At 34.9% G+C, this 25,050-nt stretch carries 28 protein-coding genes; 9 read left to right on the top strand and 19 right to left on the bottom strand.

All coding sequences use genetic code 11. The features are described from left to right. Positions 1 to 17: 17 nt before the first annotated feature. The 12 genes from polA to RK02_RS02180 all read right to left on the bottom strand — a co-directional run bounded on the left by polA (position 18) and on the right by RK02_RS02180 (position 11,934). Positions 18 to 2,666 (bottom strand): DNA polymerase I, encoded by a 2,649-nt coding sequence (polA, locus tag RK02_RS02240; RefSeq protein WP_016182614.1) that lies wholly within the window; start codon positions 2,664 to 2,666, stop codon positions 18 to 20. A gap of 200 nt (positions 2,667 to 2,866) precedes the next feature. Then, entirely contained in the window at positions 2,867 to 4,123 is a 1,257-nt protein-coding gene (locus tag RK02_RS02235; protein WP_016182613.1) for an erythromycin esterase family protein, read from the bottom strand. A gap of 10 nt (positions 4,124 to 4,133) precedes the next feature. Next, positions 4,134 to 4,340: a helix-turn-helix transcriptional regulator gene (locus RK02_RS02230; RefSeq protein ID WP_016182612.1), complete on the bottom strand. Its 207-nt coding sequence runs from the start codon at positions 4,338 to 4,340 to the stop codon at positions 4,134 to 4,136. A 1-nt stretch (position 4,341) separates the two neighbouring features. Then, positions 4,342 to 4,758, bottom strand: coding sequence for a hypothetical protein (locus RK02_RS02225; RefSeq protein ID WP_016182611.1), 417 nt, complete (start codon positions 4,756 to 4,758; stop codon positions 4,342 to 4,344). A 294-nt stretch (positions 4,759 to 5,052) separates the two neighbouring features. Then, complete coding sequence (locus RK02_RS02220) at positions 5,053 to 5,988, bottom strand: ABC transporter permease (RefSeq protein ID WP_016182610.1); 936 nt, start codon at positions 5,986 to 5,988, stop codon at positions 5,053 to 5,055. Continuing rightward, a complete protein-coding gene (locus RK02_RS02215; protein ID WP_016182609.1) occupies positions 5,985 to 6,908 on the bottom strand; it encodes an ABC transporter ATP-binding protein in 924 nt (307 codons plus the stop codon). The genes RK02_RS02220 and RK02_RS02215 overlap by 4 nt, the downstream gene beginning before the upstream one ends. A gap of 131 nt (positions 6,909 to 7,039) precedes the next feature. Beyond that, on the bottom strand, positions 7,040 to 8,125 hold the full coding sequence (locus RK02_RS02210) for a sensor histidine kinase (RefSeq protein WP_016182608.1): 1,086 nt from the start codon (positions 8,123 to 8,125) through the stop codon (positions 7,040 to 7,042). Between the two features lie 2 nt (positions 8,126 to 8,127). Further along, the gene (locus RK02_RS02205; protein ID WP_018451656.1) at positions 8,128 to 8,847 is read right to left on the bottom strand and encodes a response regulator transcription factor; all 720 of its coding nucleotides are present in this window, start codon (positions 8,845 to 8,847) and stop codon (positions 8,128 to 8,130) included. A gap of 363 nt (positions 8,848 to 9,210) precedes the next feature. Further along, a complete protein-coding gene (locus tag RK02_RS02195; RefSeq protein WP_016182606.1) occupies positions 9,211 to 10,242 on the bottom strand; it encodes an endonuclease/exonuclease/phosphatase family protein in 1,032 nt (343 codons plus the stop codon). Between the two features lie 158 nt (positions 10,243 to 10,400). Beyond that, complete coding sequence (locus RK02_RS02190; RefSeq protein WP_016182605.1) at positions 10,401 to 11,021, bottom strand: alpha/beta fold hydrolase; 621 nt, start codon at positions 11,019 to 11,021, stop codon at positions 10,401 to 10,403. Then, positions 11,018 to 11,599, bottom strand: a complete 582-nt coding sequence (locus RK02_RS02185; RefSeq protein WP_016182604.1) for a DUF1700 domain-containing protein — start codon at positions 11,597 to 11,599, stop codon at positions 11,018 to 11,020. Before RK02_RS02185 ends, RK02_RS02190 begins: the two co-directional genes overlap by 4 nt. Beyond that, entirely contained in the window at positions 11,584 to 11,934 is a 351-nt protein-coding gene (locus RK02_RS02180) for a PadR family transcriptional regulator (protein WP_016182603.1), read from the bottom strand. Before RK02_RS02180 ends, RK02_RS02185 begins: the two co-directional genes overlap by 16 nt. A gap of 299 nt (positions 11,935 to 12,233) precedes the next feature. Between RK02_RS02180 and RK02_RS02175 the strand changes: the two genes are divergently transcribed. The 3 genes from RK02_RS02175 to RK02_RS02165 are packed head-to-tail and all read left to right on the top strand — an operon-like array spanning position 12,234 to position 13,682. Further along, positions 12,234 to 12,599, top strand: coding sequence for a DUF3796 domain-containing protein (locus RK02_RS02175; RefSeq protein WP_016182602.1), 366 nt, complete (start codon positions 12,234 to 12,236; stop codon positions 12,597 to 12,599). Then, a complete protein-coding gene (locus tag RK02_RS02170) occupies positions 12,595 to 12,792 on the top strand; it encodes a helix-turn-helix transcriptional regulator (RefSeq protein WP_425387162.1) in 198 nt (65 codons plus the stop codon). Before RK02_RS02175 ends, RK02_RS02170 begins: the two co-directional genes overlap by 5 nt. 17 nt (positions 12,793 to 12,809) lie before the next feature. Next, a complete protein-coding gene (locus RK02_RS02165) occupies positions 12,810 to 13,682 on the top strand; it encodes a M23 family metallopeptidase (protein WP_016182600.1) in 873 nt (290 codons plus the stop codon). A 166-nt stretch (positions 13,683 to 13,848) separates the two neighbouring features. Here the strand turns inward: RK02_RS02165 and RK02_RS02160 are convergent, their stop codons facing one another. From RK02_RS02160 to RK02_RS02130, 7 genes are all read right to left on the bottom strand, one after another. Continuing rightward, a complete protein-coding gene (locus RK02_RS02160) occupies positions 13,849 to 14,736 on the bottom strand; it encodes a metallophosphoesterase (protein WP_245555679.1) in 888 nt (295 codons plus the stop codon). Positions 14,737 to 14,766: 30 nt separating this feature from the next. Beyond that, positions 14,767 to 15,552, bottom strand: coding sequence for an ABC transporter permease (locus RK02_RS02155; protein ID WP_016182598.1), 786 nt, complete (start codon positions 15,550 to 15,552; stop codon positions 14,767 to 14,769). A gap of 6 nt (positions 15,553 to 15,558) precedes the next feature. After that, positions 15,559 to 16,332: an ABC transporter permease gene (locus RK02_RS02150; protein ID WP_245555677.1), complete on the bottom strand. Its 774-nt coding sequence runs from the start codon at positions 16,330 to 16,332 to the stop codon at positions 15,559 to 15,561. Further along, positions 16,316 to 17,239, bottom strand: coding sequence for an ABC transporter ATP-binding protein (locus RK02_RS02145; protein WP_016182596.1), 924 nt, complete (start codon positions 17,237 to 17,239; stop codon positions 16,316 to 16,318). Before RK02_RS02145 ends, RK02_RS02150 begins: the two co-directional genes overlap by 17 nt. A 136-nt stretch (positions 17,240 to 17,375) precedes the next feature. Further along, the gene (locus RK02_RS02140; RefSeq protein ID WP_016182595.1) at positions 17,376 to 18,284 is read right to left on the bottom strand and encodes a sensor histidine kinase; all 909 of its coding nucleotides are present in this window, start codon (positions 18,282 to 18,284) and stop codon (positions 17,376 to 17,378) included. A 1-nt stretch (position 18,285) separates the two neighbouring features. After that, positions 18,286 to 18,999, bottom strand: a complete 714-nt coding sequence (locus tag RK02_RS02135; protein ID WP_425387161.1) for a response regulator transcription factor — start codon at positions 18,997 to 18,999, stop codon at positions 18,286 to 18,288. Between the two features lie 27 nt (positions 19,000 to 19,026). Beyond that, complete coding sequence (locus tag RK02_RS02130) at positions 19,027 to 19,533, bottom strand: EXLDI protein (RefSeq protein ID WP_016182593.1); 507 nt, start codon at positions 19,531 to 19,533, stop codon at positions 19,027 to 19,029. 394 nt (positions 19,534 to 19,927) lie between these two features. Here RK02_RS02130 and RK02_RS02125 point away from each other — a divergent pair, with 394 nt between their 5' ends. The 6 genes from RK02_RS02125 (at position 19,928) to tnpA (ending at position 25,038) form a co-directional block, all read left to right on the top strand. Then, the gene (locus RK02_RS02125; RefSeq protein WP_016182592.1) at positions 19,928 to 20,638 is read left to right on the top strand and encodes a lantibiotic protection ABC transporter ATP-binding protein; all 711 of its coding nucleotides are present in this window, start codon (positions 19,928 to 19,930) and stop codon (positions 20,636 to 20,638) included. Then, positions 20,631 to 21,380: a lantibiotic immunity ABC transporter MutE/EpiE family permease subunit gene (locus tag RK02_RS02120; protein ID WP_016182591.1), complete on the top strand. Its 750-nt coding sequence runs from the start codon at positions 20,631 to 20,633 to the stop codon at positions 21,378 to 21,380. Before RK02_RS02125 ends, RK02_RS02120 begins: the two co-directional genes overlap by 8 nt. Before the next feature lie 6 nt (positions 21,381 to 21,386). Continuing rightward, positions 21,387 to 22,127: a lantibiotic immunity ABC transporter MutG family permease subunit gene (locus tag RK02_RS02115; RefSeq protein ID WP_016182590.1), complete on the top strand. Its 741-nt coding sequence runs from the start codon at positions 21,387 to 21,389 to the stop codon at positions 22,125 to 22,127. A 23-nt stretch (positions 22,128 to 22,150) separates the two neighbouring features. Then, positions 22,151 to 22,813, top strand: a complete 663-nt coding sequence (locus RK02_RS02110) for a response regulator transcription factor (protein WP_016182589.1) — start codon at positions 22,151 to 22,153, stop codon at positions 22,811 to 22,813. Beyond that, positions 22,804 to 24,222 (top strand): HAMP domain-containing sensor histidine kinase, encoded by a 1,419-nt coding sequence (locus RK02_RS02105; RefSeq protein WP_016182588.1) that lies wholly within the window; start codon positions 22,804 to 22,806, stop codon positions 24,220 to 24,222. Before RK02_RS02110 ends, RK02_RS02105 begins: the two co-directional genes overlap by 10 nt. A gap of 411 nt (positions 24,223 to 24,633) precedes the next feature. After that, positions 24,634 to 25,038: an IS200/IS605 family transposase gene (gene tnpA / locus RK02_RS02100; RefSeq protein ID WP_016182587.1), complete on the top strand. Its 405-nt coding sequence runs from the start codon at positions 24,634 to 24,636 to the stop codon at positions 25,036 to 25,038. Positions 25,039 to 25,050 lie beyond the last annotated feature (12 nt).

Below are 25,050 nucleotides of genomic sequence, written 5' to 3'. Positions count from 1 at the left end.
TTCTAATTTCCTTTCTGTTACTTTGCGTCATACCATGTATTGCCCCAGTTACTATCAGTAATCAGTGGCACATGTAAGCTAACCACTTGCTCCATCACTTCTTTCACTAGCTGATCCAAGCGAGATAGTTCATCCTTTGGCACTTCAAAGACCAATTCATCATGAACCTGTAATAGCATTTTGGCGGTAAAGTTTTCAGCCTTTAATCGACGGTGTAGCTCAATCATCGCCATCTTTAATATATCCGCCGCTGTTCCTTGAATCGGCGAATTAATCGCTGTTCGCTCAGCAAAAGAACGGACATTAAAGTTTTTGGCATGAATATCCGGTAAATATCTTCTGCGGTGATATAAGGTTTCAACAAAACCGTCTTCTTTAGCTTTCACCACAATATTTTGCATATAATCTTTTACCCCAGGATAACGCTCGAAATAAGTATCAATATATTGTTTGGCGGCTTTTCTGGTAATGCCTAGATTTTGAGATAAACCAAAATCAGAAATGCCATAAACAATACCGAAGTTAACTGCCTTGGCATCACGACGCATATTAGCAGTAACCTCCTCAGGGTTTGCAATACCAAATACTCGCATCGCCGTTGAAGTATGAATGTCTTGCCCTTCGATAAAGGCCGCCTTTAAGTGCGCATCATTTGAAATATGCGCTAGCACACGCAATTCAATTTGCGAATAATCGGAAGAATAAATCACCCAATCTGCTTGACTTGGCACAAAGGCCTGTCTAATCTTACGCCCTTCTTCCAAACGAATTGGAATATTTTGTAGGTTTGGATCAACTGAGCTCAAGCGACCTGTCTGTGTCAAAGTCTGAACATAACGCGTATGAATCTTGCCATCTGGTTGAATCACCTTTAACAAGCCTTCTATATAGGTAGATTGCAGTTTGGCTAATTGACGATAGCTAAGGATCTCTTCAATAATTGGATGGGCCGTTTTTAATTGTTCTAACACATCGACTGCAGTAGAATAGCCAGTTTTAGTCTTTTTAATCACTGGTAAGCTCAAGTTTTCAAATAACACGACTCCTAATTGTTTAGGTGAATTGATGTTGAATTCTTCCCCGGCAAGCGCATAGATTTTATTTTCGATTTCGTTTAGTCGAATAGCAAAATCCTGCTTCATCTGCTGCAAACGAGTTGGATCAACCGTAATTCCGGTCATCTCCATGTCTGCTAAAACATAGGCTAATGGCAACTCCATTTCTGCATATAATTGCCATTGATTTTTTTCCTTTAACTCATTGGTTAGTGGTTCAGTTAACCACTGAATCGCCTTAATTTTGCGAGCAAGATGCGCATAAAAAACTTGATTGTCTTCAGGCAGGCCTCGTTTAGCCCCCTTACCATAAACTTGTTCATCCGATTGAATCTCTTTATAGCCATAATTCCAAGCAACATTGGCAATATCACTGCTATTATCCGTTGTATCCAGTAAATAAGCTGCTAGCAGGCTATCAAAAGAAAAGACTACCTGCTTACAACCATAGCGATTTAAAGCTACTAGCTGCCGTTTTAAATCATAGGTTTGAATCGATTGCTTGGTGGATAGCGCCTCAACGAAACGTGAATCGGATAGTAAATCTACATTATCTGATACATAAATCTTTTCTTGATTACCAAAAGCCCAACCCACAATTTCATCAACATGATAATTTTCGCCTAGCATTTCAACATATAAGGTCCACTCGTCACCTTTAAGCGTTTCATCGGATAGCTCAGTAATATACTCATAACTAATGCTTGCCAAATCTTCCTTGACTTGCGAGGTATCCATCTTATCTAAAAACGATTGGAAGTTTAGCTTTCGATATAATTCAATCAGTTCATCTGTATGACGTCCTTGATAACTAATCTCTTCCAAGCCAATTTTTATCGGAGCGGTCGTGTTAATCGTTGCTAACCGTTTGGATAAAAAGGCTTGCTCTTGATCATTGATTAAATTCTCTTTCATCTTGCTGGCTTTTAGTTCATCAATATGTTCATAAATGCCTTCAACACTGTGATATTCCTTTAACAATTTAATCGCTGTTTTTTCTCCAACCTTAGTCACGCCTGGTAAATTATCCGACTTATCACCAGCTAACCCTTTCAAATCGATAATTTGTCTAGGAGTTAATCCATCATATTTTTCAGCGATAAACTCAGGGGTACAAACCTCAAGATCACTAACCCCTTTGATGGTGATATAAACCGTAATTTGGTCACTAACTAACTGAGTTAAATCTCTATCTCCTGAAACAATCACGATTTCATAGTCCTCTTCTTGACTAGCCAAGGTTGCTAAGGTCCCGATAATATCATCTGCTTCATAGTTAGGTAGTTCATATTCCTTTACCCCAAAAGCATGAACTAATGAGCGAATATAAGGTAATTGTTCTCTAAATTCACTAGGTGTTTTCGCTCTACCTGCTTTATATTCTTGGTACATTTCCGTTCTAAAGGTGGTCTTGCCAGCATCAAAAGCAACCAAAGCATGCGTTGGCTGTTCTTGATCTAAGATTTTTTCAAACATATTCTTAAAAGCATAAATTGCGTTAGTATACAAGCCATCAGAATTTTTAAAATTATCCATTGCATTATACAGCGCATAAAACGCTCGGAATGCAACACTATTTCCATCTACTAATAGTAATTTTTTCTTTTTCACAAAGACACCTCATTCATTTGATACAATCCAATTCTATTGTAACAGAATCAAACGCAATTTAGGAATGATTTGTTTAAATAAATGCCTTCAATAGATTTATCAAAAATAATTAAATAACTTTTATAACTATTATTTTTTTAAATATTCCATCATAAAAAAATAGTGAGCAATCCTAATTTGTTTGCTCACTATTTTTGTCTTTAATTGCTAAGTATTGTTGATGGTGTAACAGATTTAAAAATAATCATTGCGTCAAATGCCTCTTTTGGAGTAATTTTTACTGTATATCCTGATTTAAATAGCTTCTGTATGCCAGACAAACCAACATTTAGTGTGGTTATCGACTGCTTACTATTCAAAATATGTTGCCACTTTTCATTTGTAGCTGCACTTTCAAAATCAATAAAATATGGTTTGACCATTTTATTAGTAAACTGGCTATTTAAATCATTTGTATTTTTGACTTTTAAAACTTCAAACGCTCCATTATCTTTTTGAGAATTAAACTTCGTCGTTACTGCATCAGTACCAATCGAATAATACCCTTTATCAAGATGTTTTGAAAGCAATTCTCCTAAGCCGGTATAACCAGCGAAGGATTCTTTAGCTATATGACCATTATGCCCATTTATAAATAGAACTGTATGATCACCATGCTGTAAAAACCACTCTATCTTTTCATACATCATCTTATCACGACTAGCATTATAGTCATCGCTCAGCTGCAGTTCACAATATGACTCGATCGTTTTTGCACATTCTTTTGCAAAATCAAAAGCAGACTGACCCGATCGATTTACTATTGCCGGCTCAATATCATTTAATTTTTCTATTAATTCTGAAATAATTTTTTTCTCATGCTTCAAAGTCGATTTATCTAATGAATTTCTATTTTTATCAGTAAGTCGTGCAAGCAACTTTGAATATTTTAAGCTTAATTTTGGATGAGTTTCTCCTATGACTGAAAAAAGATACTCCTTATTATTATCAAATCGTTGTACATCCATACCATAAAAATGTAACGCTTCTTTCGCCGAAACAGTTTTATTGTAAGAACGCATCCAATTTACCAAATTAGCCATTTCTTTTGTATGGTAAATACCAAATCCTATTTCTGCAATCGCTTCTTCAGCCGTTCCAGCTCCTCCGTTAATATATTGGTCAACTTTGAGCGAACCACCAAAATCACCCTCGATGATAAAAGTGTGACAACCATTATTCTTGACCAAAGCTCTAAATACATCAGCTTTCATTTGCTGATACTGCGCTACACCATGACTGGCTTCTCCCAATCCAACAATCTGTACATTGGAGGATACTGAAATATTTCTTATATTAGTTTGTGTATAAGATAAATTTGCTGATGTAGCTGGTTTTGTATTACCACATCCCGTAATCAACCCAAAACAGATTAATGATAAAAAACATAATAAAACCTTTCTTTTTCGCTCCACCATCAACACCTCGCTACTCATCCTCTATAAATTCAAATAACTCTTCAACAGTCACATGGAAAACTTTCGCAATATCCATAGCTAATTTAAGAGAGGGATTGTATCTACCATTTTCCAAATGAACGATTGTCTCACGTCTTGCACCAACAAGTTCCGCCAATTCACTTTGTTTCATTCCAGTTTGCTCACGATAAGCTTTTATTTTTGTAACAAGAGCCATATCATACCCCCTTATTATCCATGATTAAAAACAGGACTGTTCTCAGTATTGTTATCGCCAAAATAGACAAAACAATCCACCAACCAATGACCTGTGCACCGAATATATTGACATGCCCAATGGCTGCAGCAGCCCATGCAGCAATGACCATAGCGACTATGAATACCTTGAGACAGATTGAATCACATCTTTTCAAGTTCTGTTCTGCTAGTTCGTCTACACCTTCTCTTTTATATTTTCTAATTCTTATTCTTTGAAAGGTATAAAAACAAAAAAAGAAAAAACCCAATAAAGACTCCAATGTTGAATACCATTCTTTCCAGTCTGATCTTGCCCACATCCAATAATAGGATACTAATATAACAGCATAAAAAATCTTAGTTCCTACAATTTCCTTAAGCGACACTTTCTTATTCATATAATTCCTCCAAAATGTTACATATTTCTCACTTTTATGTTAGAAATATATCACTTGATTTTCTGTGCGTCAATAGATAATGTGAACTATTTTTAACTTCATTAATTGTCACCATTTTTATTTATCAACTTTCCCCAAAAAATGAGCTGAGACTAAAGTCGGTCCAATTTTCCCAGTAATACTAGATTAATAGCATATATAGAGAAAGGGACGGCTGCAACACCGTCCCATTCCCTATTGTTTTATTCAAAAGAGATCGTTAAACTAAACTCTCTTTCTCTAAAATAATACCCATTATATAGATACATCTCTTTTCTTAAATGTGATCACACTGATCAAAAACATGAACAACATGTAAGCAACTAAAACACTAATTGAGAAAACTATTGTCATTTCCGGTCTTGGTTGCAAGTGATAAATATAAAGTGACATATCGCTATTTGCGAATGGTAAAAACTTCATCCATGCAATCTTAGAGGTTGATTCAATCATCATATTCCCACATAGCATCAAAACTAATGATACCCCAACAGCAAACGCACTATTTTTCAAGATTGTAGAGATTGTAAATGCTATTGTCGCATAGCTAAGAATAGGGAATATGCTTGTTACATACAGCTTAATTATTTGAGAAAGGACTGATAAATTCACGATATTACCTTGTTGATTAATAAATAAATCCGTTGTATGAATATCTGGGAGTCCGTAGAGAAATATATTAGTAATCCCTGCACATAAAAGCATTAAAAATAATGCAACTATTCCCAAAAAGACAATAGATATATACTTGGATACAAGTATTTTAGTTCTACTATGTGGGCGAATTAAAAGCAATTTCATAGTGCCATCATTGTATTCTCTTGAGACGATTTCAGCTGCAACAATCAAAACAATAAAGATAATAATTTCTATCAATCCACTTGTATTTAATATTGCCGATAATGCATTTGGCTCTGGCTCTGGAATATTATTTTCTAATCTATATGTTGCAATTGCTAATTTGTTTTCAGCATCAGATTTTAGCTGTGGAGATAATTCTACTAAATCAATCCGATTTCGATTTAATTGAACAGTCTCTTGTGCCCTTGTTTTCCAATCTTCTGTGCTTTTATTCGAAGCTTTATAGACAAAAGATGATCCTATTGAAAAAACACAAATAAACAGCAGCAAAAACATTGTTAATCTGCGACAAAATATTTTTATTACTTCGTTTTTAATTAGCCCTGTCATTTATTTTCCTCCATAACTTCTAAAAATCTTTCTTCTAACGTTTCTTGTTGTGTTTGAACCTCATATACACGTATTCCTGATTCCATTAGCTTATGATTCACCTCCGGAATATCCTTTTGTTCGATCTCAGCAAGTAATTTACCACTCATATCTTTGGAAATAATATTTTTACCCATTTGCAGAATAATGTGATATGCCATATCTATTTGAGATGGATCAACCATAATACTAGATACACATTTTCCAGCACGCATAAAATCCTCAATGTTTTGGACTGTAATCAGTTTCCCATGTTGAATTACCCCTACTTTATCGCACATTAACTGCATTTCTGAGAGCAAGTGGCTAGAAACAAGAATCGCTACACCTTTTTCATGTGCCAGATACTTTAGAGTATTTCTCAATTCGTGAATACCTTCTGGATCTAAACCATTCGTAGGCTCATCCAAAATCACTAATGACGGATGATGCAATAAAGCTTGTGCAAGACCTAATCTTTGACGCATACCCAGAGAGTAAGTACGTACTGGATTTTTGATCCAATTACCAATTCCTAAAAGCTCTGCCGTTTCAATTATTTCCTTTTTTCCAACACCTTGAACCATTCTTGCAAAGTGCTTTAAATTTTGATAACCCGTCATATATTTATAGAGATCTGGATTTTCTACAATAGCACCAACATTTGAAATCGCTTTGTTAAAATCGCTTTTAATACTAAAGCCATTTATGAAAATATCTCCCTCACTGATACGAGTTAATCCTACCATCATTCGTATTGTAGTAGTTTTTCCAGCACCATTAGGTCCTAAAAAACCGAATATTTCTCCTGAATGAATTTGAAAGTTTAAATTCTCCACTATTTTTTTATGGTTGATTGTCTTTGTAACATTCTTTAGTTCCACTACTATTTGTCGGTCCATAACAAACTCCTTTCTTTCTCTATCTGAATCGAGCTAATTATAGATTACATGTTTAAATTAAACAGAAAGTAAACAAACCACAAATTCTGGTTAAACGTAAAAAAGTTGGACTATTTTGTCCAACTTCATGTTTATCCTTCAGCTTTACTAGGTAGGTATATAGTAAACGTTGTCCCACTTTTCAACTTGCTTTCCACAGATATAGTACCTTTATGTGCTGTAATTATTTGTTTTACAATAGCCATTCCTAAGCCTGTACCACCTTCATGTTCTTCCGTAGAAGAACCACGAAAATAGCGATTGAACAAATTCTTCTTATCAAACTCACTCAGTCCTTTTCCGTTGTCGGAAATTTCAATAATCAATTGCGGATAAGACCTTATTTTAACTGTAATCTTTGTTCTCGCTGGATTGTGAGCAATCGCATTAACTAACAAATTAGTAAATGCACGATGAAGGAGTTTTTTATCTCCATATATGATAATAGGTTTTTTATCATCAATTATTTCAAAGGAATCCTCTTTTGTATCAGGTAAACTTGCAATCTCTGCAAGAATACGCCGAAGAAATTCTGTCAGTTCAATACTTTCCATATATGGAAGCATGAACTGATCGTTATCCATTCTAAATACAACCCCTAAATCACCAATTAATTCTTCCATGTACTTAGATTTATTTCTTATTATCTGTAAAAATTCTTCCTTCTCTTCATCTGACCATTTATGATCCTTTGATAAGAGCATTTCCGTATAACCTGCGATATAAGAGAGTGGAGTTTTTAAATCATGTGTAACTCCAGCAGCCCATTCTTGGCGTTGTTTTTCAAATTCCTCCCTCTTATTTTGATTCTCTTTCAAAGTTTTTGCTAGCATATCTAAATTTGCGTAGACCTCTCGATAAAGTCGTTTAGCCGGATTGAAGGTTTTACTTTTTTGCGAGATAAGATAATCACCTTTAGCTAATTGTCGTACACGCAAAATAATGCCCAACATGGGAAAAGCAACATAGTAACCATAAAACACGCAGTAAACAATGTAAAAAAGGAAGCTAAGCATTGCAACAACGCCTGTATATGCTGGTTCCGAGGTACTTCCATTAAAAATGGTAAGAAAAATGGCAGCTGGAACCCCAGAAAAAGACAGCATTAAAAATTGATGTATAATAAAATTCAGAGTAAATCGAATAACAATTTTCCCCTCAGATAATGAAAATTTCAATATCAGTCACCTCTCAACTTGCCAACAAACTTATACCCTATGCCCCTTAAATTAATAATATATTCAGGATTCTTTATATCCTTTTCAATCTTCCTTCTAATTCTCCCAATGTGAACAGATACTGTCTTTTCATCTCCATAGCTATCAAATCCCCAAATTTTTTCATATAATTGACTTGCTGTAAATACTTGGTTCGGATGCTCCATTAAATAAACAAGCAATTCAAATTCCTTGGCCGGACATGGAACTTCTTTATCATTTACCCATAGTTGTGCTGATTTTTTGTCAACCATAACATCCCCAAAGTGAAAAAAGTCATGCGTCTCATTAAATCTTGATTTTGCGAATTGCTCCATTCTACGAAACTGAACTTGTATTCTAGCCACAACTTCTAGTGGATTAAATGGTTTTGTTATATAATCATCCCCACCTATTCTTAAACCAGTAAGTTTATCGATATCACTTGTTTTCGCTGTCAAAAATAATATAGGTGCAGAGGAATACTCTCTTATAAAACTGCATACCTGAAATCCATCTAAGTCAGGCAGCATAACATCTAATAGAATTAGGTCATATTTATTGTTTTTTGCTTTTTCTATGGCTTCTGTACCAGTAAACGCCGAATCGACATCATTAAATCCCTCTTTATTCAATATAGTACAAAGCATTTTAACAATGCCCACCTCATCGTCAACGATTAAAATGTTTTTTCTGTTATTCAATTTATCACCACTTCCCGTTTTCCTTAATTTTCAGTATATCTCATGAAAGTAAACTTAGAGTAAACAGATTCAAAAACAAAGAGTGATTATTATACTTTGCTTTAATTGCTCAATTGCGTTTGTAAAAACTTAAATATGGCCTCTGCCAACTTTTGGGCCTGATCCTTATTTACCTCGTGTCCAGAATTGGCAATCTTTATCATATTGGATTTTTTTATCTTTCTACTTAGTCGATTAGACGCAGCCAAATTGGCAAAATCTTTCTCCCCGCAGAGTAGTAACGTATCACACTCTATCTCTTGCAACCTAATTACTGAAATCCAGATGCATCATAGTTTTACAGAACAAAACACAAAATTAATTCTAACGATTTACTTTTTCAACAATACCAAAGATTGCTCTATGATCTGATTTTTTGCTTGTATTCAAAACCCCGAACCAAATTGGTTTATATGCTTTACCAATAAATATATGATCAATCGGAGCACCTAAAAATGCTGGTAAAAAAGTTGGCCATGTGCCTGCTTGATTTTGGTTTAATGCATAAGCCATGTCTTCTAGTTCACCCAATTGATGACCACCTATATTTCCCAATGTAGCATTAAAATCACCAGCTGCAATCATGTTCTCATAAATTGATTTCTCTTTTGCCCATTCCATATGTTTTTGCCACCACGAAGTACCAATGCCAAATTCTGGTCTTTGAATGTGAGCAAGTAATATATACGGACTTTCAGAATGATTTGCTGGAGGTGTAGCAAAAAAACCAGCGTAGTACGGTTCTCCAGATTCTACAGAATATAATCCATACTTTTTAGGTACAAGCAGGGTCTGCAACGGTGACTCTTCTTTAAAATACTCATAACTATCTATCAAACTATCTAAATAGCAATGTGTAGGTTTTTGATCTTCTGGCACATCTAAATCACAGTCAAAAACCTTTGTATTCTGTCCTTGCCATTCTTCCGGGAAAAATACGATGTCTGGTTTTAATTCTTTGACCACACTTAACAACTCGTCTTTTTCTATTGCATGATTTGTATTCCATGATAATATCCGTATTTGTCCTGATTTTTTCGCAGGCACCTGATGCAAATCATAAACTTGATTCCCAGCAGAATAATACCAAGTTCCTCCCAATAAAAGCGACATTATGATGACTGTTGAAAGAATACCTTTCTTATCTGCATGGATTCTTGTTTTATGTGCGAAGATAGCAAAAATAATTTGTATAAGTAAGAATATGAAAGCTAACACCAAAAAGATTGTAGATCTGAAAGCAATAAGCAAAAAAGCAAAAGGACTCATCCTAAAAAAGGGAATCATGGGAAGAACAATAACAATGAAGATTGCGCAAAGAATCATAAAACTAAATATATAATGTATTTTTTTCACAAAACCCCTCCCTCTTCAACATATTAAACTTTATTTAAACTTTTAGTATAAATATATACGGAATAAAGATTGCGCTCAGGAAAGACATTTATAATCAAGAGAAGATACGCATATTCTTACGTTCATTTCAGTCACAGTTTTAACTGATGTTTAACCAATTACTTTTGCAAAAAGCAAAACAAAATTTCCGCCAACTTTTGGGCCTGATCCTTATTTACCTCGTGTCCGGAATTGGCAATCTTTATCATATTGGATTTTTTTATCTTTCTACTTAGTCGATTAGACGCAGCCAGATTGACAAGGTCTTTCTCCCCGCAGAGTAGTAACGTATCACATGCTATCTCTTGCAACCTATTACTAAAATCTAAATGCATCATGCTTGTACATAACTGAATGATTCTCGATTTGGTAAGGTTGGAATGATGGAATATTTTGGCAGGCAAACAACGAAACACAAGATTTTGCACATACAGTAAAAGTTTTGGCATTTTATATTGTGTGCTAATCAGAATTAACTTTTCTACTTTATTTCTGTGTTCTATCGCATAGTTAAGACATAATACGCCTCCTAGCGATAGCCCGCACAAAATTATTGGCTCTTTAAATTGCTCGCAGTATTCTTCAAATCTCTCATATAATTTTTGGTACGAAAAATCATCATCAGATTCTGTTAAATATAACTCTGGGCAGTGTACATCGATTGGTTGTTTTAAATATCCCTTTGTTTCATCCCATGATTTTGCACTTTGACCTAATCCGTGTACAAGGATGAGCTTCATGACGAGGCCCTCTTAGGATTTATTGACTTTGCTGTTTGACTCACTTTCTTGCAATATAAAACCAATAGTTTCCATGACCAGTATCCTGCATATGTAATTGCAATACTAACAATCACATTCAGCAAAAAATCTACCCAAGGATTCATGACCAATCCCGGAATATTGATTCCTATATGTTGCAAAAGAGGAAAATAGAAGTGAAATAAATGTCCTAATAATTTAACTAGAGCAGCAAGTGGTACGATGATGCCACACAACATGAACAAAGGAGCAACGATCGCAAGTGTAGGAATCACTACCATGCCACTAAAACCGACCAAACTATAAAATCCGCACACAACAAGAACTTGCCGCCAACTAAATCTTCCGGTTCTCTCTAATTTTTCACCGAGATAAGATTTTGCTAATTCTTTTGGATTTCCCAGTCTTTCCAAAATTTGCTCAATTGGAGTCTGTTCTCTTAGCAGATCCTGTATTTCACTGTGTAATTCTTTAATAATATCTTGACGTTCCACAAAAGGTAATGGTTTTAAATATTTTTCCATTTTAGCAAGATATTCTTCTAATCTTTTGTCCATGATGCTCCTCCTTTCAATGCTTCTATGGAACAAACTAAATTTGTCCATTCTTTAGACATCGCGCTGATATACTCCAAGCCTTTTTCTGTAAGAGAATAATACTTTCTAGGAGGAAGTCCTTCTGTTCCTTCCCGCCAATTAGCATCAATATACCCTTCTTTTAGCAGACGGCGTAGTAGCGGATAAATCGTATTTTCTTTTGCCGCAACAATTGGATATTGTTCCAATTTCGATATGATTCCATACCCATAAGACGGTTCTGACTGAATCAAAAGAAGAATACAAAATTCAAGTGTTCCTCTTTTTAGTTGTGATTTCCAATCTTCAATATTCATACCCTTCCTCCTTCATATATAGTGTACTACACAGTACAGTGTGGAGTCAATATAGTGATCAAAGTGAAAGGGATAGATGCAAAATTACCCACAGTAAGTGGACTTTTGCATCTTCACTTTAGAGCTATTTGATTAGTAATCACTTTGGGATACACGCATTAAGTATTGAAAAGTAAATTGATATGTGGTATATTTCTATCATAAAGTGATGTATTTCTATCATATTGATATATATATATCACATTATTTTCACAAACGCTTTTTCAAAAGCAATGAAATTGATATATGAGGAGAATTTTATGAAACGAAATAAACTAGTGTACAGTTCTTTGGGATTTTTATCTCTTTTTGGCTTTATAGGATTTTTATCGTCAAATAAATTTTTCTTTGCATTTTTTGCCTTTGCAATTTATTTTAAATACCTTTTTATTAAGCCTGATGAAATGATGGAAAAATACATGAACAAGTCAGCTGCATATGCTTTTCATTTTGGATGTCTCTCTTTACTTCCGATTACTGGAATATGCTACTTTATCTTAGAAAAAAGTATAGTAAATTCATTAGTTGTAGCATTTGCAGTTAACTGGATGATCTCTATCGTCGTCTATTCTCTTTTAACATCCTACTATGAATTAAGAGAAATCAAGGAGATAGACAATGATTAAAAATAGGATTAAAGAACTAAGGGCTATTCACAATTTATCACAAGGTGATTTAGCAGAAAAAGTGAATGTCAGAAGAGAAACCATTGGAAATTTGGAAAAAGGAAAATATAATCCATCACTTGTTCTTGCATGGAAGATTGCTGAAGTTTTTGATTTAAAAATAGAAGAAGTTTTTACCGTTATGGACGAATAGCAAAGGAGGTTACTATCATGAGAAAATTCATCAGATTGATTGAAAAAATAAAATGGTTTGGTTTACTAGGGCTTCCAATATTCATATCAGATAACGTCATTTGGAAAATACTATGGTTATTTTGGTTATTTGCCATTTTAAAAGCAATTATAAAGCTTCCACTAACATTTCAATCAATTGCTCAATTATGTTCCATGTTCATCATTCCCATTATTGATAATCCCGTCCCCAGCATAGAGAATCATCAAGGGAAAGTAAAATACTCACTTCCGCTAAAAGGAAATTGGGTTGTAGTAAACGGAGGCATTACTAAGGCTTTATCCCATTCTTGGTCTATTAATTCACAAAGATACGCCTATGACTTTATTAAACTAGATGAAAACGGAAAGAGCTATGCAGGCAATAAAATGAGCCTAGATTCCTATTATTGTTATGAAGAAGAAATTTTAGCTCCTGCGGATGGATTGGTTGTGAAAGTATATGACCATCAAAAAGATTCTGCCATAATGAAAAACAACGGCACTGACCCGCTAATTAAAAATCTGGCCGGAAACCATATTATCATTAAACATGATGATAATGAATATTCGTTTTTGGCACATCTGAAACACAACAGTATAGCAGTCAAAGAAAATGAAAGAGTAAAGAGAGGGCAAAAAATAGCACTATGTGGTAATTCCGGAAATACTACAGAGCCTCATCTTCATTTTCAAATACAAAACAGGAAGAGCTTTATTTTTTCTTCCGGAATCCCGATTTGCTTCAAAGATTTACAAATAACCGACACGATCAATTATGACAAGTATGATAGCCGTGTTTTATCAGAAGAAAAAAATTGCGATAGATGTCAATATATCCATCGTGGACAAACTGTTTCAAACAAATTATAAAGTGCAAACGCAAATATATTTTTAGAGTCAAAAAATAAGCATATCCCAATATAAAGAAAGATGTTTTATTTCTTCATATTGGGATATATATGAGGACGGCTATGAAGCCCATCCATATTATATAGTTTTCTTTATTCTGTTTTTACTGCTGGTGAAACCAACGCATTTAATGCTCTTGGCTATTCAGCTCTATCATCTCTACTTCTGGGCGATTATTGAAACGCACCGGAATAACACTGTTTCCGATACCTCTGCTTACAATCATTGTGGTTTGCTCTTTTGTATAAATCCCTGCATCGTATTTTGGAAAAAGCCCTTGATTTGGTGCTATGATGCCACCTACAAAAGGAAGCCGGAATTGCCCGCCATGCGCATGACCGCTTAACACCATATCAACATACTCCGATACATAGGTGTCAAACAACTCTGGTCTATGGGATAACAAGACGCAATATTCATCGGATAGCTTCAGATCTTTAATTTTTGAAAGTAACACACTGCTTTGTATCGAACAATCTCTATCTGCAAAATCAGGATCATCTACACCGGCAATCTGTATGGATTGCTGGTCTTTTTCAAGCTGTATCACACGATCACGAAGAACTTCAACTTTTTCATCTAATAGTTTTCTTTCCAACTCAGAAAATCGCTGTCCAATCCACGCTTCATGATTTCCGGTCACATAGTAACATGGGGCAATCTTCATCAGTTTCTGAACCAATGTAATTGCCACATCTATATCCAGTCTTTTAGAGTCAACCAAATCCCCTGTAATGGCAATCATATCCGGTTTTTCTTTCTCTATGATTTTTATTATCTGACTATTCTCTTTACCAAACTCAGCATTGTGCAGGTCAGATACAACTGCAATCTTATATCCATCAAAGACTCTCGGTATTCGCTCGTTTTCTATATGATAATAGGTCGTTCCTACAGTAAGGTTTTCCCATATTGTCCATACAGTCAGAAAAGAAATAATCAATAAAAACCAACGTATGAAATATTTCCATTTTAAAAATCCTCTAATCCCTTTTACTATGTTATATCTGCTCATTTCTATACCCACTACATATTTTTATGCTCCTTATCTTTTGTGTACTTTGTCTCTTTGTCCCTTTTTCTCGGCTTTCAGATGAATCGCTTTTTCATAAGAATATGGAATAAAGACAATCATTAACACTGATAGAAGTAGCACAGCCAACATTGTGATATATGCCACTGCATTATTTCCTTGGGGAAGAACATCATATTGGATGATCCGTAAGCCAGCAGTAACTGGATAATAATCGCTCAATCCCCTAGGAATAAGAAAATTCCCACAAAAGCCATACATAAATGCAATACACATCATCGGATAATATCCATTCACTTTCCTAAAGCCCCATATAATCAGGGGTAAAACGGATATATAAATACACATTCCAATACCACAAATCTGCAATAAGGATTTTATTAAATGAAAAGTTGTAATTTCAGGAAGATGCAATAACGCAGCTCCGATGACAACAAAAATGAAATTTGTCAACGATAGGATAAATGCTAATACACCAATAATAATGACCTTAGCAAAGGACAATCTCTTAATCGAAACAGGCACGGTCATAATGGATTTCAATGTAGCATTACTATACTCTTGGTTAAAAATCATTCCGCCTGTAATCGTAATTGAAAATGGAAAAGCTACGAAAAAGTTATTCCAAATCGCTGCCATATAGAATTCCATAAAATTACTAACTTGATTGTCCACGCTCTTTGACATTACAAATTGAACATATGTCATAAACGCAGAAAAGAAGGCTCCGGCAAGTATGATCCAAAAGACGTTACATCTCTTGAGTTTCTTCAATTCACAAATCAATAATTGACCCATTCTCTCTTACACCTCCTTCTTTCTGTACACCAATATTCCAATGAACACTGTGATTGCAAGGAATATCAATATATAACCTAACATCAAAGTCGTTGGAACGACATATAAGTTAAACTTTTCCAAGCGTTCCTCTAAAGGAAAATATCCAAGATACCATCGAAATACCATTACAATTGGCAACACTCCTATTTTCGATTTTAGAAGCACCTCTCCTCCGGGGCCAGTGCATAGGTATGCCAATGCAAAGCAAATAACTCCATAGATAAATGACGCAATATTGGATACTGTAAAATTTTTGCCAAATGTAATGACAAATAGCACGACCGGCATGGAACAAGTAAAAATAAATACACCGCTTAAAATGCTAAATAATATAAATGAAGATGCGTTCGTGGCATTTCCGATCATGAAAGCAAATAATATACTTGCACTCAACTCTAATAAGCAGTAAATAATCGCCAGTATCATAAGCATAATACACTTTGATAGAAAGATTTTTGTCCTGCTGACCGGTACAGTCAGTATATTTTTTAAAACATCATTTTCATCTTCTGTTAAGAAAATAATTGTCGATAACACCCCTAATACACAAGGCAAAAACAGCATTTCTCCAAATATAAATACCATTCTGAATAACATGTAAAACGCTTGTTGCTGCCTAAGAGCAAGAAACAAAACAGGAAGCGGAAAAAGGCAGGCTACACCCATTGTTAAAGTGATAAATTTCCTTCTCTTTAACTTTTGAAACTCACATAGTACCAAATCAAGCAATGCCCTCACCTCCTGTAATTTTCTTGAAATAATCTTCTAATGATTCTTCAAATAGATAAGCCTTATGCACATCAATTCCACTTTCTACAAATGCTTTATTCATTTTTGCGATTGGCAAATTCGTGTCGTATACCTCAATATTTTCTTTACCGGAAATCTTAAAGTTATCCGTTTTAAATACTTCCTGCAAGATTATCGAAGCCTGCCCAACATCTGAAAGCTGGAACTGAATAGATACTTTATTTTTATTTTCCAATTCCTCAAGACTGGATTCCTCTAATAAAGTTCCGTGGTCAATAATTCCTATATCATCTGCTACCAAAGCTATTTCCGATAGAATGTGGCTTGAAATCAAAATCGTTTTTCTTCGTTCTTCAGACAAACTTCGTATCAGTTTTCTAACTTCTGCTATTCCAATAGGATCTAACCCGTTGATAGGCTCATCTAAGATTAGCAGTTCAGGATCGTGCATTACCGCCAAAGCAATGGCAAGCCTTTGCTTCATGCCAAGTGAATACTCTGAAAAAAGCTTCTTATTCTCATTGTTTAATCCAACCAGCGTCAGGGCTTCCTCTATTGCATTTTTCTTCGTGACACCACGCATTCTGGCAAACAACTTTAAATTTTCATATCCGGTCAAATTCGGATAAAATCCGGGGGTTTCAATCAAATTCCCTACTCTCGGCAAGATTTTATGCAAGTCCTTTTTTACATTCATACCGAAAACAAATGTTTCGCCCTCACTTGCTGAAGTGAGTCCAAGAAGGATTTTCATAAGGGTACTTTTACCGGCACCATTTCTACCTAATAAACCATAAATAGAACCTCGCTTCACATGAATATTAATGTCCGCCAGAGCTTTCTGCTCTCCATAGAATTTCGTTAAATGATTTGTTTCAATAATATATTTACTCATCCCTAGACCTCCTAAGTTTTCTTTTCATGGAAAATTTTATCATCCGGACATTACACAAACCTGATAGCAACCTTGCAATAACCTTGCAATTATGAAAAGAAAATCTCACGTCAATAAGAAAAACGTGAGATTTCAACTATTTGCAAAACTCAATTTTAAATAGCGTAAACTGATTGGGAACACTTTCTACAAGGATTGTTCCTTTCATAAGTTGAGCAAGCTCATACGCAATGGATAAGCCAAGACCACTGCCATTTCCTCTGCGTGAAGGATCACATTTATATAATCGCTCAAAAACATGACCAATGCTTTCTTCAGGAATACCAATACCGTTATCTTTAATTGTCACACTGACCTTTTCGCTATCATCGTCAATCCGAATCTCTACTTTGTCGGCATGACTATGGGAAATTACGTTTTGGACAATATTCCCAAATATACGGGAATACGCATTTTTATCGACCAAAACCCTTGATGGATATTCCGGTATATCCACTATATATTCCATTTTTCTTTCTTCAAAAACGGGAATCCAATTAACCAAATAGCTACGAGTCAATTCATTTATATCCACACTCTCGAAGTATAAAGCATATTCCTTTGAATTAAGTTTAAACCATTCAAACATACTATCTGTATAAGAGCTAAGATCCGCTGCTTTTTCTCTTATCACTTCTAAATAGGCTTCTTTTTCTTCTCCAACTACAGTTCCATTTTTTATTGCATCTAAATACGCACGTATTACCGTTAGAGGTGTACGTATATCATGGGAAAAGCTTGTCAGCAGCTGATTGGTCGTTTTTTCTTTTACTCTCAGTTGCGAAATTTGATCTTCATAATCTGCAATTGTATGGTTGATGCGAAAAGCAACAGGTGATAGAAAATCTCGTGGTTTCGATAATATTCTCCTATTGCCGTTACCACTATCTACATCCATCAAAACCTCTACGATTTCATTCATGCTTTTTTTCAACTTGTAGTATTGAAAAACTCCAAAAAGAACGACAGCCAGCAAAATTATAATCACAAAAATATATAGATTCATATCAGGTCTGCCTCCTATATTTTTTATTAAATCTATAGCCGACACCCTTTACCGTTTCTATATAGTCATTCATATTTGTAACAGTTTGTAACTTCTTTCGTAATCTACTGATCACTGCCATGATGTTGTTATCATCGTAAATATACTCGTCCTTCCATACGGATTCGTAAATAGATTGCTTCGTCAAAATTTTACCCTGATTTTTTGCTAAGAAAAATAGAATCTCATACTCCTTTGGATGAAGTTCACATATACCAAATTCACCATGTACAGAGCGGTCATCAGGAAGGATCTTCAGACCATCAAAGCATATTTCTGCATTTACTTCTTCAATTCCATTAAATACAGTGTAGCGGCGAATCAAAGATAAAATTCTAACAACAAGCTCGGGTAGCTCAAACGGTTTCGTTAGATAATCATCCGCACCGGTTCTAAATCCTTCGATTTTTAGGATACTGTCTGTTCTTGCAGTAAGCATTAGTATAGGAATATTGCTAAATTCTCGAATTTGTCGAAGGGTTTCAAAGCCGTCCATACCCGGGAGCATGACATCCAGCACAACCGCCTGATAGTTGCCAGATTTTAGCTTAGAAATTCCTTCTAACCCAGACTCGCAAAAATCCAATGCAACATCTTCCGCAGCCATAGCTTTTTTTATGACATCACATAGCCTCAAATCATCATCTATCATTAAAACATTGTTCAAATAAATCACCCCAGCCATTTCATTTTATTATTTACTCTAAATATCCAAAAACTCATAAGGCTTTGCCGAAAGAGAAGATTCACAGCACTCGGCCAGATACGTATCCTTCTCCTTTAGGCTCTCTATGTCCGGATATACATTTAACACTCTATCTCCTAGATTCCAAAAATCATGTGACCAAGACTGTGGGTTTTCCCATACACGTGAATTTCCTTTCGCCCAATCAGGAAGCGCCTTACGAATTTTTGTAGCCACTGCTAGCTGCTCTTTTGCCGTTTTATATATTGTATCAATCCTTGTACCACCTTCTACCGGACGTTCTACACGAGTAATCTCCATACCATAGAACATCACCTTTCTTCTTACCCCTTTCTCATAAAGGTTCAACTCTATCTCATCATAACCTTCACTTTTGTAGCGTTGAACCTTGAGAAAATCCTGAAGGGCCTGAACAACTGCAGCAGAAACACTTCCAGCATACTGCGCTGCCTCATCAAATAAATGTAAATCTGCCTCTGCAACATAGATATTTTTTGTAGCCATAACCATACCTCCTCGTTTCATTAAGTAATATACGTTTTTATCGCCTTTATGGTTATGTTCATAATTATAAACATATACACCTATTTTGTCAAGATAGGCCGTATCCTTCTACTAATTATATCTAATGATAACTGTAATTATTCCCTGGATATTGATAATCTCATATCAAAATGCAATAAGTAAATTTTCTCTGCTTTTCCACAAAAATAGAGGATGGCTCTACACCATCCTTGTTATTTTAATCTTGTTTTGCTTGATTTATTCTGTCATAAAGCCGCATATCCAGTCACTTTAAATATTAGAAAATTTGGCTATTTCTACCCTCCTTATAAATTCCTTATTTTTTTACCCTAAAATGACTCATGTAAAGAAAAAACAAGGAGGATCATACATTATGAACGATTTTATTTTACAGACTAAAAATTTATCAAAGCAATTTGGAAAACAAAAGGCGGTAGAGAATATCAATATTAATGTACCTCGTGGAAAAATATATGGCTTATTGGGACCAAATGGCGCTGGAAAATCCACCCTTCTCAAAATGATTTGCGGAATGATTACACCTACATCCGGGAAAATGATATTCAATAATAGTCCTTGGAATCGTGCAAATCTTTCCGAAATTGGTGCATTAATTGAAAATCCACCACTCTATCCCAACTTAACTGCGTATGAGAATTGTCGTGTGCGTTCACTGGCTCTAGGAATTGAGAAAGAAAGAATTCAAGAAGTTTTACAAATTGTAAGTCTTACAAACACAGGGAAAAAACGTGTGGGACAATTTTCCATGGGAATGAAACAACGGCTAGGAATAGCTTTGGCACTGCTTAGCAAGCCTAAGCTTTTAATCCTCGATGAGCCTACAAATGGACTTGATCCAATTGCAATAAAGGAGCTAAGAAAACTAATTCAGCTTTTTTCGCAACAAGGAACTACCGTTATTCTATCTTCACACATTTTATCTGAAGTTGAACATGTCGTAGATTATATAGGAATCATTGCAGCTGGTCACTTAGGATATCAAGGTGCATTTGATCCATCAGTTGATTTAGAAAAACTTTTTATGGAGGTTGTTAGTCACCAACAAGGAGGATCCCATGATTAATACAAATATACTATTATCTGAATTTTTAAAGACAAAAAGAAGTGCTACTAGGAGGATTGCCATCGCTAGTCCACTATGTCTGACACTAATGGCACTTGTTCAACAAGGTTATTTTTCTTTGAACCTATTTAATTGGTATTATGTGGTTTTTTTACCCGTCACTTTCTCCTTAATTAGTGCAACAGCAGTTAATATTGATAACAAAAAGCACGGACTACGCGCCATTCGTAGCCTCCCTATTTCTCAGGATAAAATATGGAGCTGCAAACTTTTAATAGTTTTATTTTATGCCTTTCTTTCCTGCTTGCTCCTAAGTATCGCTGTTGTTTGTGTTCCCTTTATTTTCAGCTTGTTTGGAATCAATCAGATTAAGCAATTAAGTCTTGTTTCCATATTTTCCGGAATTATAGTTATGTTTATTACAACGATGTGGCAAATCCCCTTTTGCTTTATTCTTTCAAAAAAATTAGGACTTATTTTCTCGGTCATTTTAAATTTAGTGACTTCTTTTTCGGGTGTGTTATTAGCGCTTAAACCATACTGGCTGTTTTGCCCTTGGGCATGGGTCAATCGTTCCATGATTTCTGTGTTGGGACTTTTACCAAATGGTTTACCGATTGAAAAAAATCTGAGCTATACTCACTCTTACGATACTTTTATTGCCCTAGTTTCCTCTGTAATATTAACAACAATTTTATCTGTTATTTCAACTAAACTTTATACAAAATCAGAAGCGAGGTAAGATTCGATGATTAGATATTTATATTCACAGATGTATAAAATACTAAAAAGCCCCCTAATCTATCTAGCTATTCTTTGGCCGATTTTACTTGTTGGACTCTTTATCACCTATTATTCCATTACTTCATGGAGTAACGAACAAAATATCACTGGTTTTTTTCAAGCACTATCCTTATTTATGGATAGCCTAGTTGTGATATTGTGTACTGGTATCATGCAGCAAGAACAACGTGCAGGGGCATTTTTTAATCTTTTATGCATTGGAAAATCCCGCATTAAACTGCTTCTATCGATAATTATTTTATTAACAATCATGATTAGCCTCAGCTTGATACTTGCTGTTATAGGATTTGCTTTGTTATATGGGAAAATGATTATTCTATCCTATATCTTGACGACCATTCTTATGCTTATTCCACTTACTTGTCTCATTTTTATCCATCTATTTATTGTTTTGAAATTTGGAACATCCTGGGCAGTAGGTTCTGGAGCAATTTTCTTTTTAATCGGCGCCTTAGCATGCACGGGACTTTTGGATAAAATTTGGTATTACCTGCCACCAGCTTGGGCAGTTAGATTCTCATCACTTATGCTCTTAGATACTTTTCATCCAAATTATATTCTTCAAATTTCCTCTGAGCTACGATATGGTTTGTTGGTATGTATCCTTGTTACTCTCGCTGTTGTAATTATTATTCCAAAATGGTTTAATAAATGGGATGGTAGACCTGAGAATAATGATGAATAATTTTGATGAAAGAAGGAAAAAATATGGGACAAAACATTCTTGTTGTTGATGACGATGAACAAATTCAAGCGGTTATAGAGAAAAGCTTAAAACGCGCACAATACTCTGTCTATACATGTTCCTCGGCCAAAGAAGTCTTAAGCTTACCCCTCAATCAATTCGATTTGATGATTTTTGATGTAATGATGCCAGATATGGATGGTTTTGAGCTTTGTAGAAACGTCCGTGAAAAAGTCGATTGTCCTATCATATTTCTCACCGCCAAATCCAAAGAAACTGATGTTGCTCAGGGATTGGCACTTGGTGGGGATGATTATATTCGTAAGCCGTTTACCCCTTTAGAATTAGTTAGTCGCGTACAGGCACATCTAAGGAGAGAACAACGAGTTCATCATGCTTCGCTATCTTTTGGAGAGATTCGTTTTCTATTAACAGCCAAAGAAATCCAAATTAACGGAGAAACAATTAAATTTACCAAAATGGAATATGAGATTTGTGAACTCTTAGCTAGGCATAAAGGACAGGTTTTTTCGCGAGAGCATATTCTCGAATTGGTCGGTGGATACTGGACCGAATCAGCATCCGCAGCCATAGTAGAACACATAAAAAATATTCGGAAAAAATTCTCCAGCTATCAGCTGGATCCAATTAAAACTATTTGGGGAGTTGGCTACAAATGGGAATAAAAAAACTATATTCCAGAAAAAATAGCTTAAAAAGCATATTATCGATCTACTCCTTAATCTTCATAGCTATTATTGGCTTTCTCTTTCTCCTATTATATATTGGCTTCAATTATGGTGTTAAATATGATTTATACACTTTTGCCAATCACGAAGAAAAACAAGTCGAATCCTTAAAACAAAAGATAATCTCTAGTCAAAGTTTCAATCCAACCTGGGTACCTAGTAATATTGGCTACATTCAACTAAACCAAGAAAATAAAATAATCCAATCGAATATGACACCTAAGAATAAAAAAAATGCACTGGCCTATTTGAAAGGAAAACAAACCTCCTCTAAAGATTACTTTTTAAAGGTTGTATATAAAGACGGCATCTGCATTTTTAAATATAATATTGGTGTATTTTATTCATCAGATTGGGCAAATGCACATCTCCCAAGTGTGGAACTGTTGTTTTTACTCATAATTGCTCTTATTATTTTTATTCCAACTATGTGGTTTGCAAAATCAATTACTAAACGAATTTATAAAGACGTGTTTCCCCTACAAAACGCTCTTATTGCAATTGGTCAAGGTGATTTAACGATTCCTGTTCCCACACTAACAATCTCTGAATTTAAGGAACTAGGAAGCCTTACAGAGCATATGCGCATTGATTTAAAAGCAACTTTAGAAGCGCTTTGGTCAAGCGAGCATAAAATAAGAGAGCAAACAACTCAAATGCTGCATGATTATCGTTCGCCATTGACTGTTGCGCGTGCAAATGCTGAATTTATGAAAGAAGATCTCAATCAACTAAATAAAGCAAGTTCTGATAACGAAAAAGAACAGCTATATTCAAGTCTAGTGACATATACGGAGTCAATTATTTTTAACTTGAATCGATTATCTGAAGTCGCAGATAGATTACAACGACAATTTAGCAATGAAGATGCTGTCAAGGAACCCTTAGCATTCAATCAATTCAATCGAAAAATAGAGCAAGAAGGTCAAATGCTAAGTAAGCACTATGGGAACAAGTGGAAAAGTCAATTTCATAAGACTGGAGCCTATACAATGATTGAAGAAAGTACACTTTACCAAGCCTTAACTAATATTATTCTTAATGCTTGTGAGCATGGGCGTTCTCCCCAGTCAATTAATCTAAGTTTTATGGTTACAAATGAAAAAGCCGAATATAAAGTTATTAATTCTGGATCTTGCTTTTCAAATGCTGCGTTAACTCATGCAACAGATAAAGGCTTTTCTGAAAGTCAAAATCATCTCCAAACAATCAAAGGAATGGGATTGTATTTCGTGGCAAATGTGCTTAGAGCAAACGGTGGCGAACTTTATTTATCTAATACGCCAGAGGGATATGCTTGCGTACAAATTATCCTTCCATCATACGAACCAAAAAAAAATACTTAAACCTAGCTAATTTGACCATTTAATTAGTATAATTCAACAAAAGCAGAGATAGAAAATTGTCTTCTACCTCTGCTTTTTCATTCATCAACAAGGTTAACCATTGTTTTATAAAATACATTCAACGAGAAACTTCCTGTTTTTAAAGCTATCTTCCTAGCCCTACATTTCATCGTTAAATGACAAAACGATATTTTTGATTACGCACCTATTTATCTGATAGCCTATCTTTTCTTAATACCCCATATTTTAACTTAATTCAGGCAGAAGTCGCCCATCCTCTATAGGTGGGTGATGAATGCCATTCGGTATGAGGGTTACTGTTGGTAACTCGAAGACCGACAATACAGTATATTGTCTTTTTATTTCGTTCTATGTTATAATCAGTCTGTATTAGAAATGAGTTGATATAAAATGGAATTAGATACAAATAAACATTCAGTCTTTCTTCTTTATTACCATCTTATTTTAGTAACGAAATACCGTAGACAAGTGATTGATGATGAAATATCTGATTATGCTAAAGCTACTTTTGAAAGAATTTCAGAATCGTATCACATTACTTTAGTGGAGTGGAATCATGATAAAGACCACGTTCATATTATGTTCAAAGCTCATCCTAAAACAGAATTGACAAAATTCATCAACGCCTATAAAAGCGCTAGTTCAAGATTGATAAAACGTGATTTTCCAAGAGTCAAACAGTTTCTTTGGAAAGAAATGTTTTGGTCTAAAAGTTTTTGTCTGTTGACGACTGGTGGAGCACCAATTGATGTGATAAAGAAATACATCCAAAATCAAGGAAACAATCATAAATAGAAAGCAGGTGAA

Source organism: Enterococcus columbae DSM 7374 = ATCC 51263 (genome assembly GCF_000406925.1).
Lineage (GTDB): Bacteria > Bacillota > Bacilli > Lactobacillales > Enterococcaceae > Enterococcus_E > Enterococcus_E columbae.
Note: the sequence above shows the minus strand (reverse complement) of the source record. Positions and strands in the feature narration are given on the sequence as shown.

Coding starts and splice junctions, on each gene's coding strand:
- RK02_RS02235 (WP_016182613.1), bottom strand. CDS start 4,123: ATGGTGGAGCGAAAAAGAAAGGTTTTATTATGTTTTTTATCATTAATC.
- RK02_RS02230 (WP_016182612.1), bottom strand. CDS start 4,340: ATGGCTCTTGTTACAAAAATAAAAGCTTATCGTGAGCAAACTGGAATG.
- RK02_RS02225 (WP_016182611.1), bottom strand. CDS start 4,758: ATGAATAAGAAAGTGTCGCTTAAGGAAATTGTAGGAACTAAGATTTTT.
- RK02_RS02220 (WP_016182610.1), bottom strand. CDS start 5,988: ATGACAGGGCTAATTAAAAACGAAGTAATAAAAATATTTTGTCGCAGA.
- RK02_RS02215 (WP_016182609.1), bottom strand. CDS start 6,908: ATGGACCGACAAATAGTAGTGGAACTAAAGAATGTTACAAAGACAATC.
- RK02_RS02190 (WP_016182605.1), bottom strand. CDS start 11,021: ATGAAGCTCATCCTTGTACACGGATTAGGTCAAAGTGCAAAATCATGG.
- RK02_RS02185 (WP_016182604.1), bottom strand. CDS start 11,599: ATGGACAAAAGATTAGAAGAATATCTTGCTAAAATGGAAAAATATTTA.
- RK02_RS02180 (WP_016182603.1), bottom strand. CDS start 11,934: ATGAATATTGAAGATTGGAAATCACAACTAAAAAGAGGAACACTTGAA.
- RK02_RS02175 (WP_016182602.1), top strand. CDS start 12,234: ATGAAACGAAATAAACTAGTGTACAGTTCTTTGGGATTTTTATCTCTT.
- RK02_RS02165 (WP_016182600.1), top strand. CDS start 12,810: ATGAGAAAATTCATCAGATTGATTGAAAAAATAAAATGGTTTGGTTTA.
- RK02_RS02160 (WP_245555679.1), bottom strand. CDS start 14,736: ATGAGCAGATATAACATAGTAAAAGGGATTAGAGGATTTTTAAAATGG.
- RK02_RS02155 (WP_016182598.1), bottom strand. CDS start 15,552: ATGGGTCAATTATTGATTTGTGAATTGAAGAAACTCAAGAGATGTAAC.
- RK02_RS02145 (WP_016182596.1), bottom strand. CDS start 17,239: ATGAGTAAATATATTATTGAAACAAATCATTTAACGAAATTCTATGGA.
- RK02_RS02140 (WP_016182595.1), bottom strand. CDS start 18,284: ATGAATCTATATATTTTTGTGATTATAATTTTGCTGGCTGTCGTTCTT.
- RK02_RS02130 (WP_016182593.1), bottom strand. CDS start 19,533: ATGGCTACAAAAAATATCTATGTTGCAGAGGCAGATTTACATTTATTT.
- RK02_RS02125 (WP_016182592.1), top strand. CDS start 19,928: ATGAACGATTTTATTTTACAGACTAAAAATTTATCAAAGCAATTTGGA.
- RK02_RS02120 (WP_016182591.1), top strand. CDS start 20,631: ATGATTAATACAAATATACTATTATCTGAATTTTTAAAGACAAAAAGA.
- RK02_RS02115 (WP_016182590.1), top strand. CDS start 21,387: ATGATTAGATATTTATATTCACAGATGTATAAAATACTAAAAAGCCCC.
- RK02_RS02110 (WP_016182589.1), top strand. CDS start 22,151: ATGGGACAAAACATTCTTGTTGTTGATGACGATGAACAAATTCAAGCG.
- RK02_RS02105 (WP_016182588.1), top strand. CDS start 22,804: ATGGGAATAAAAAAACTATATTCCAGAAAAAATAGCTTAAAAAGCATA.
- tnpA (WP_016182587.1), top strand. CDS start 24,634: ATGGAATTAGATACAAATAAACATTCAGTCTTTCTTCTTTATTACCAT.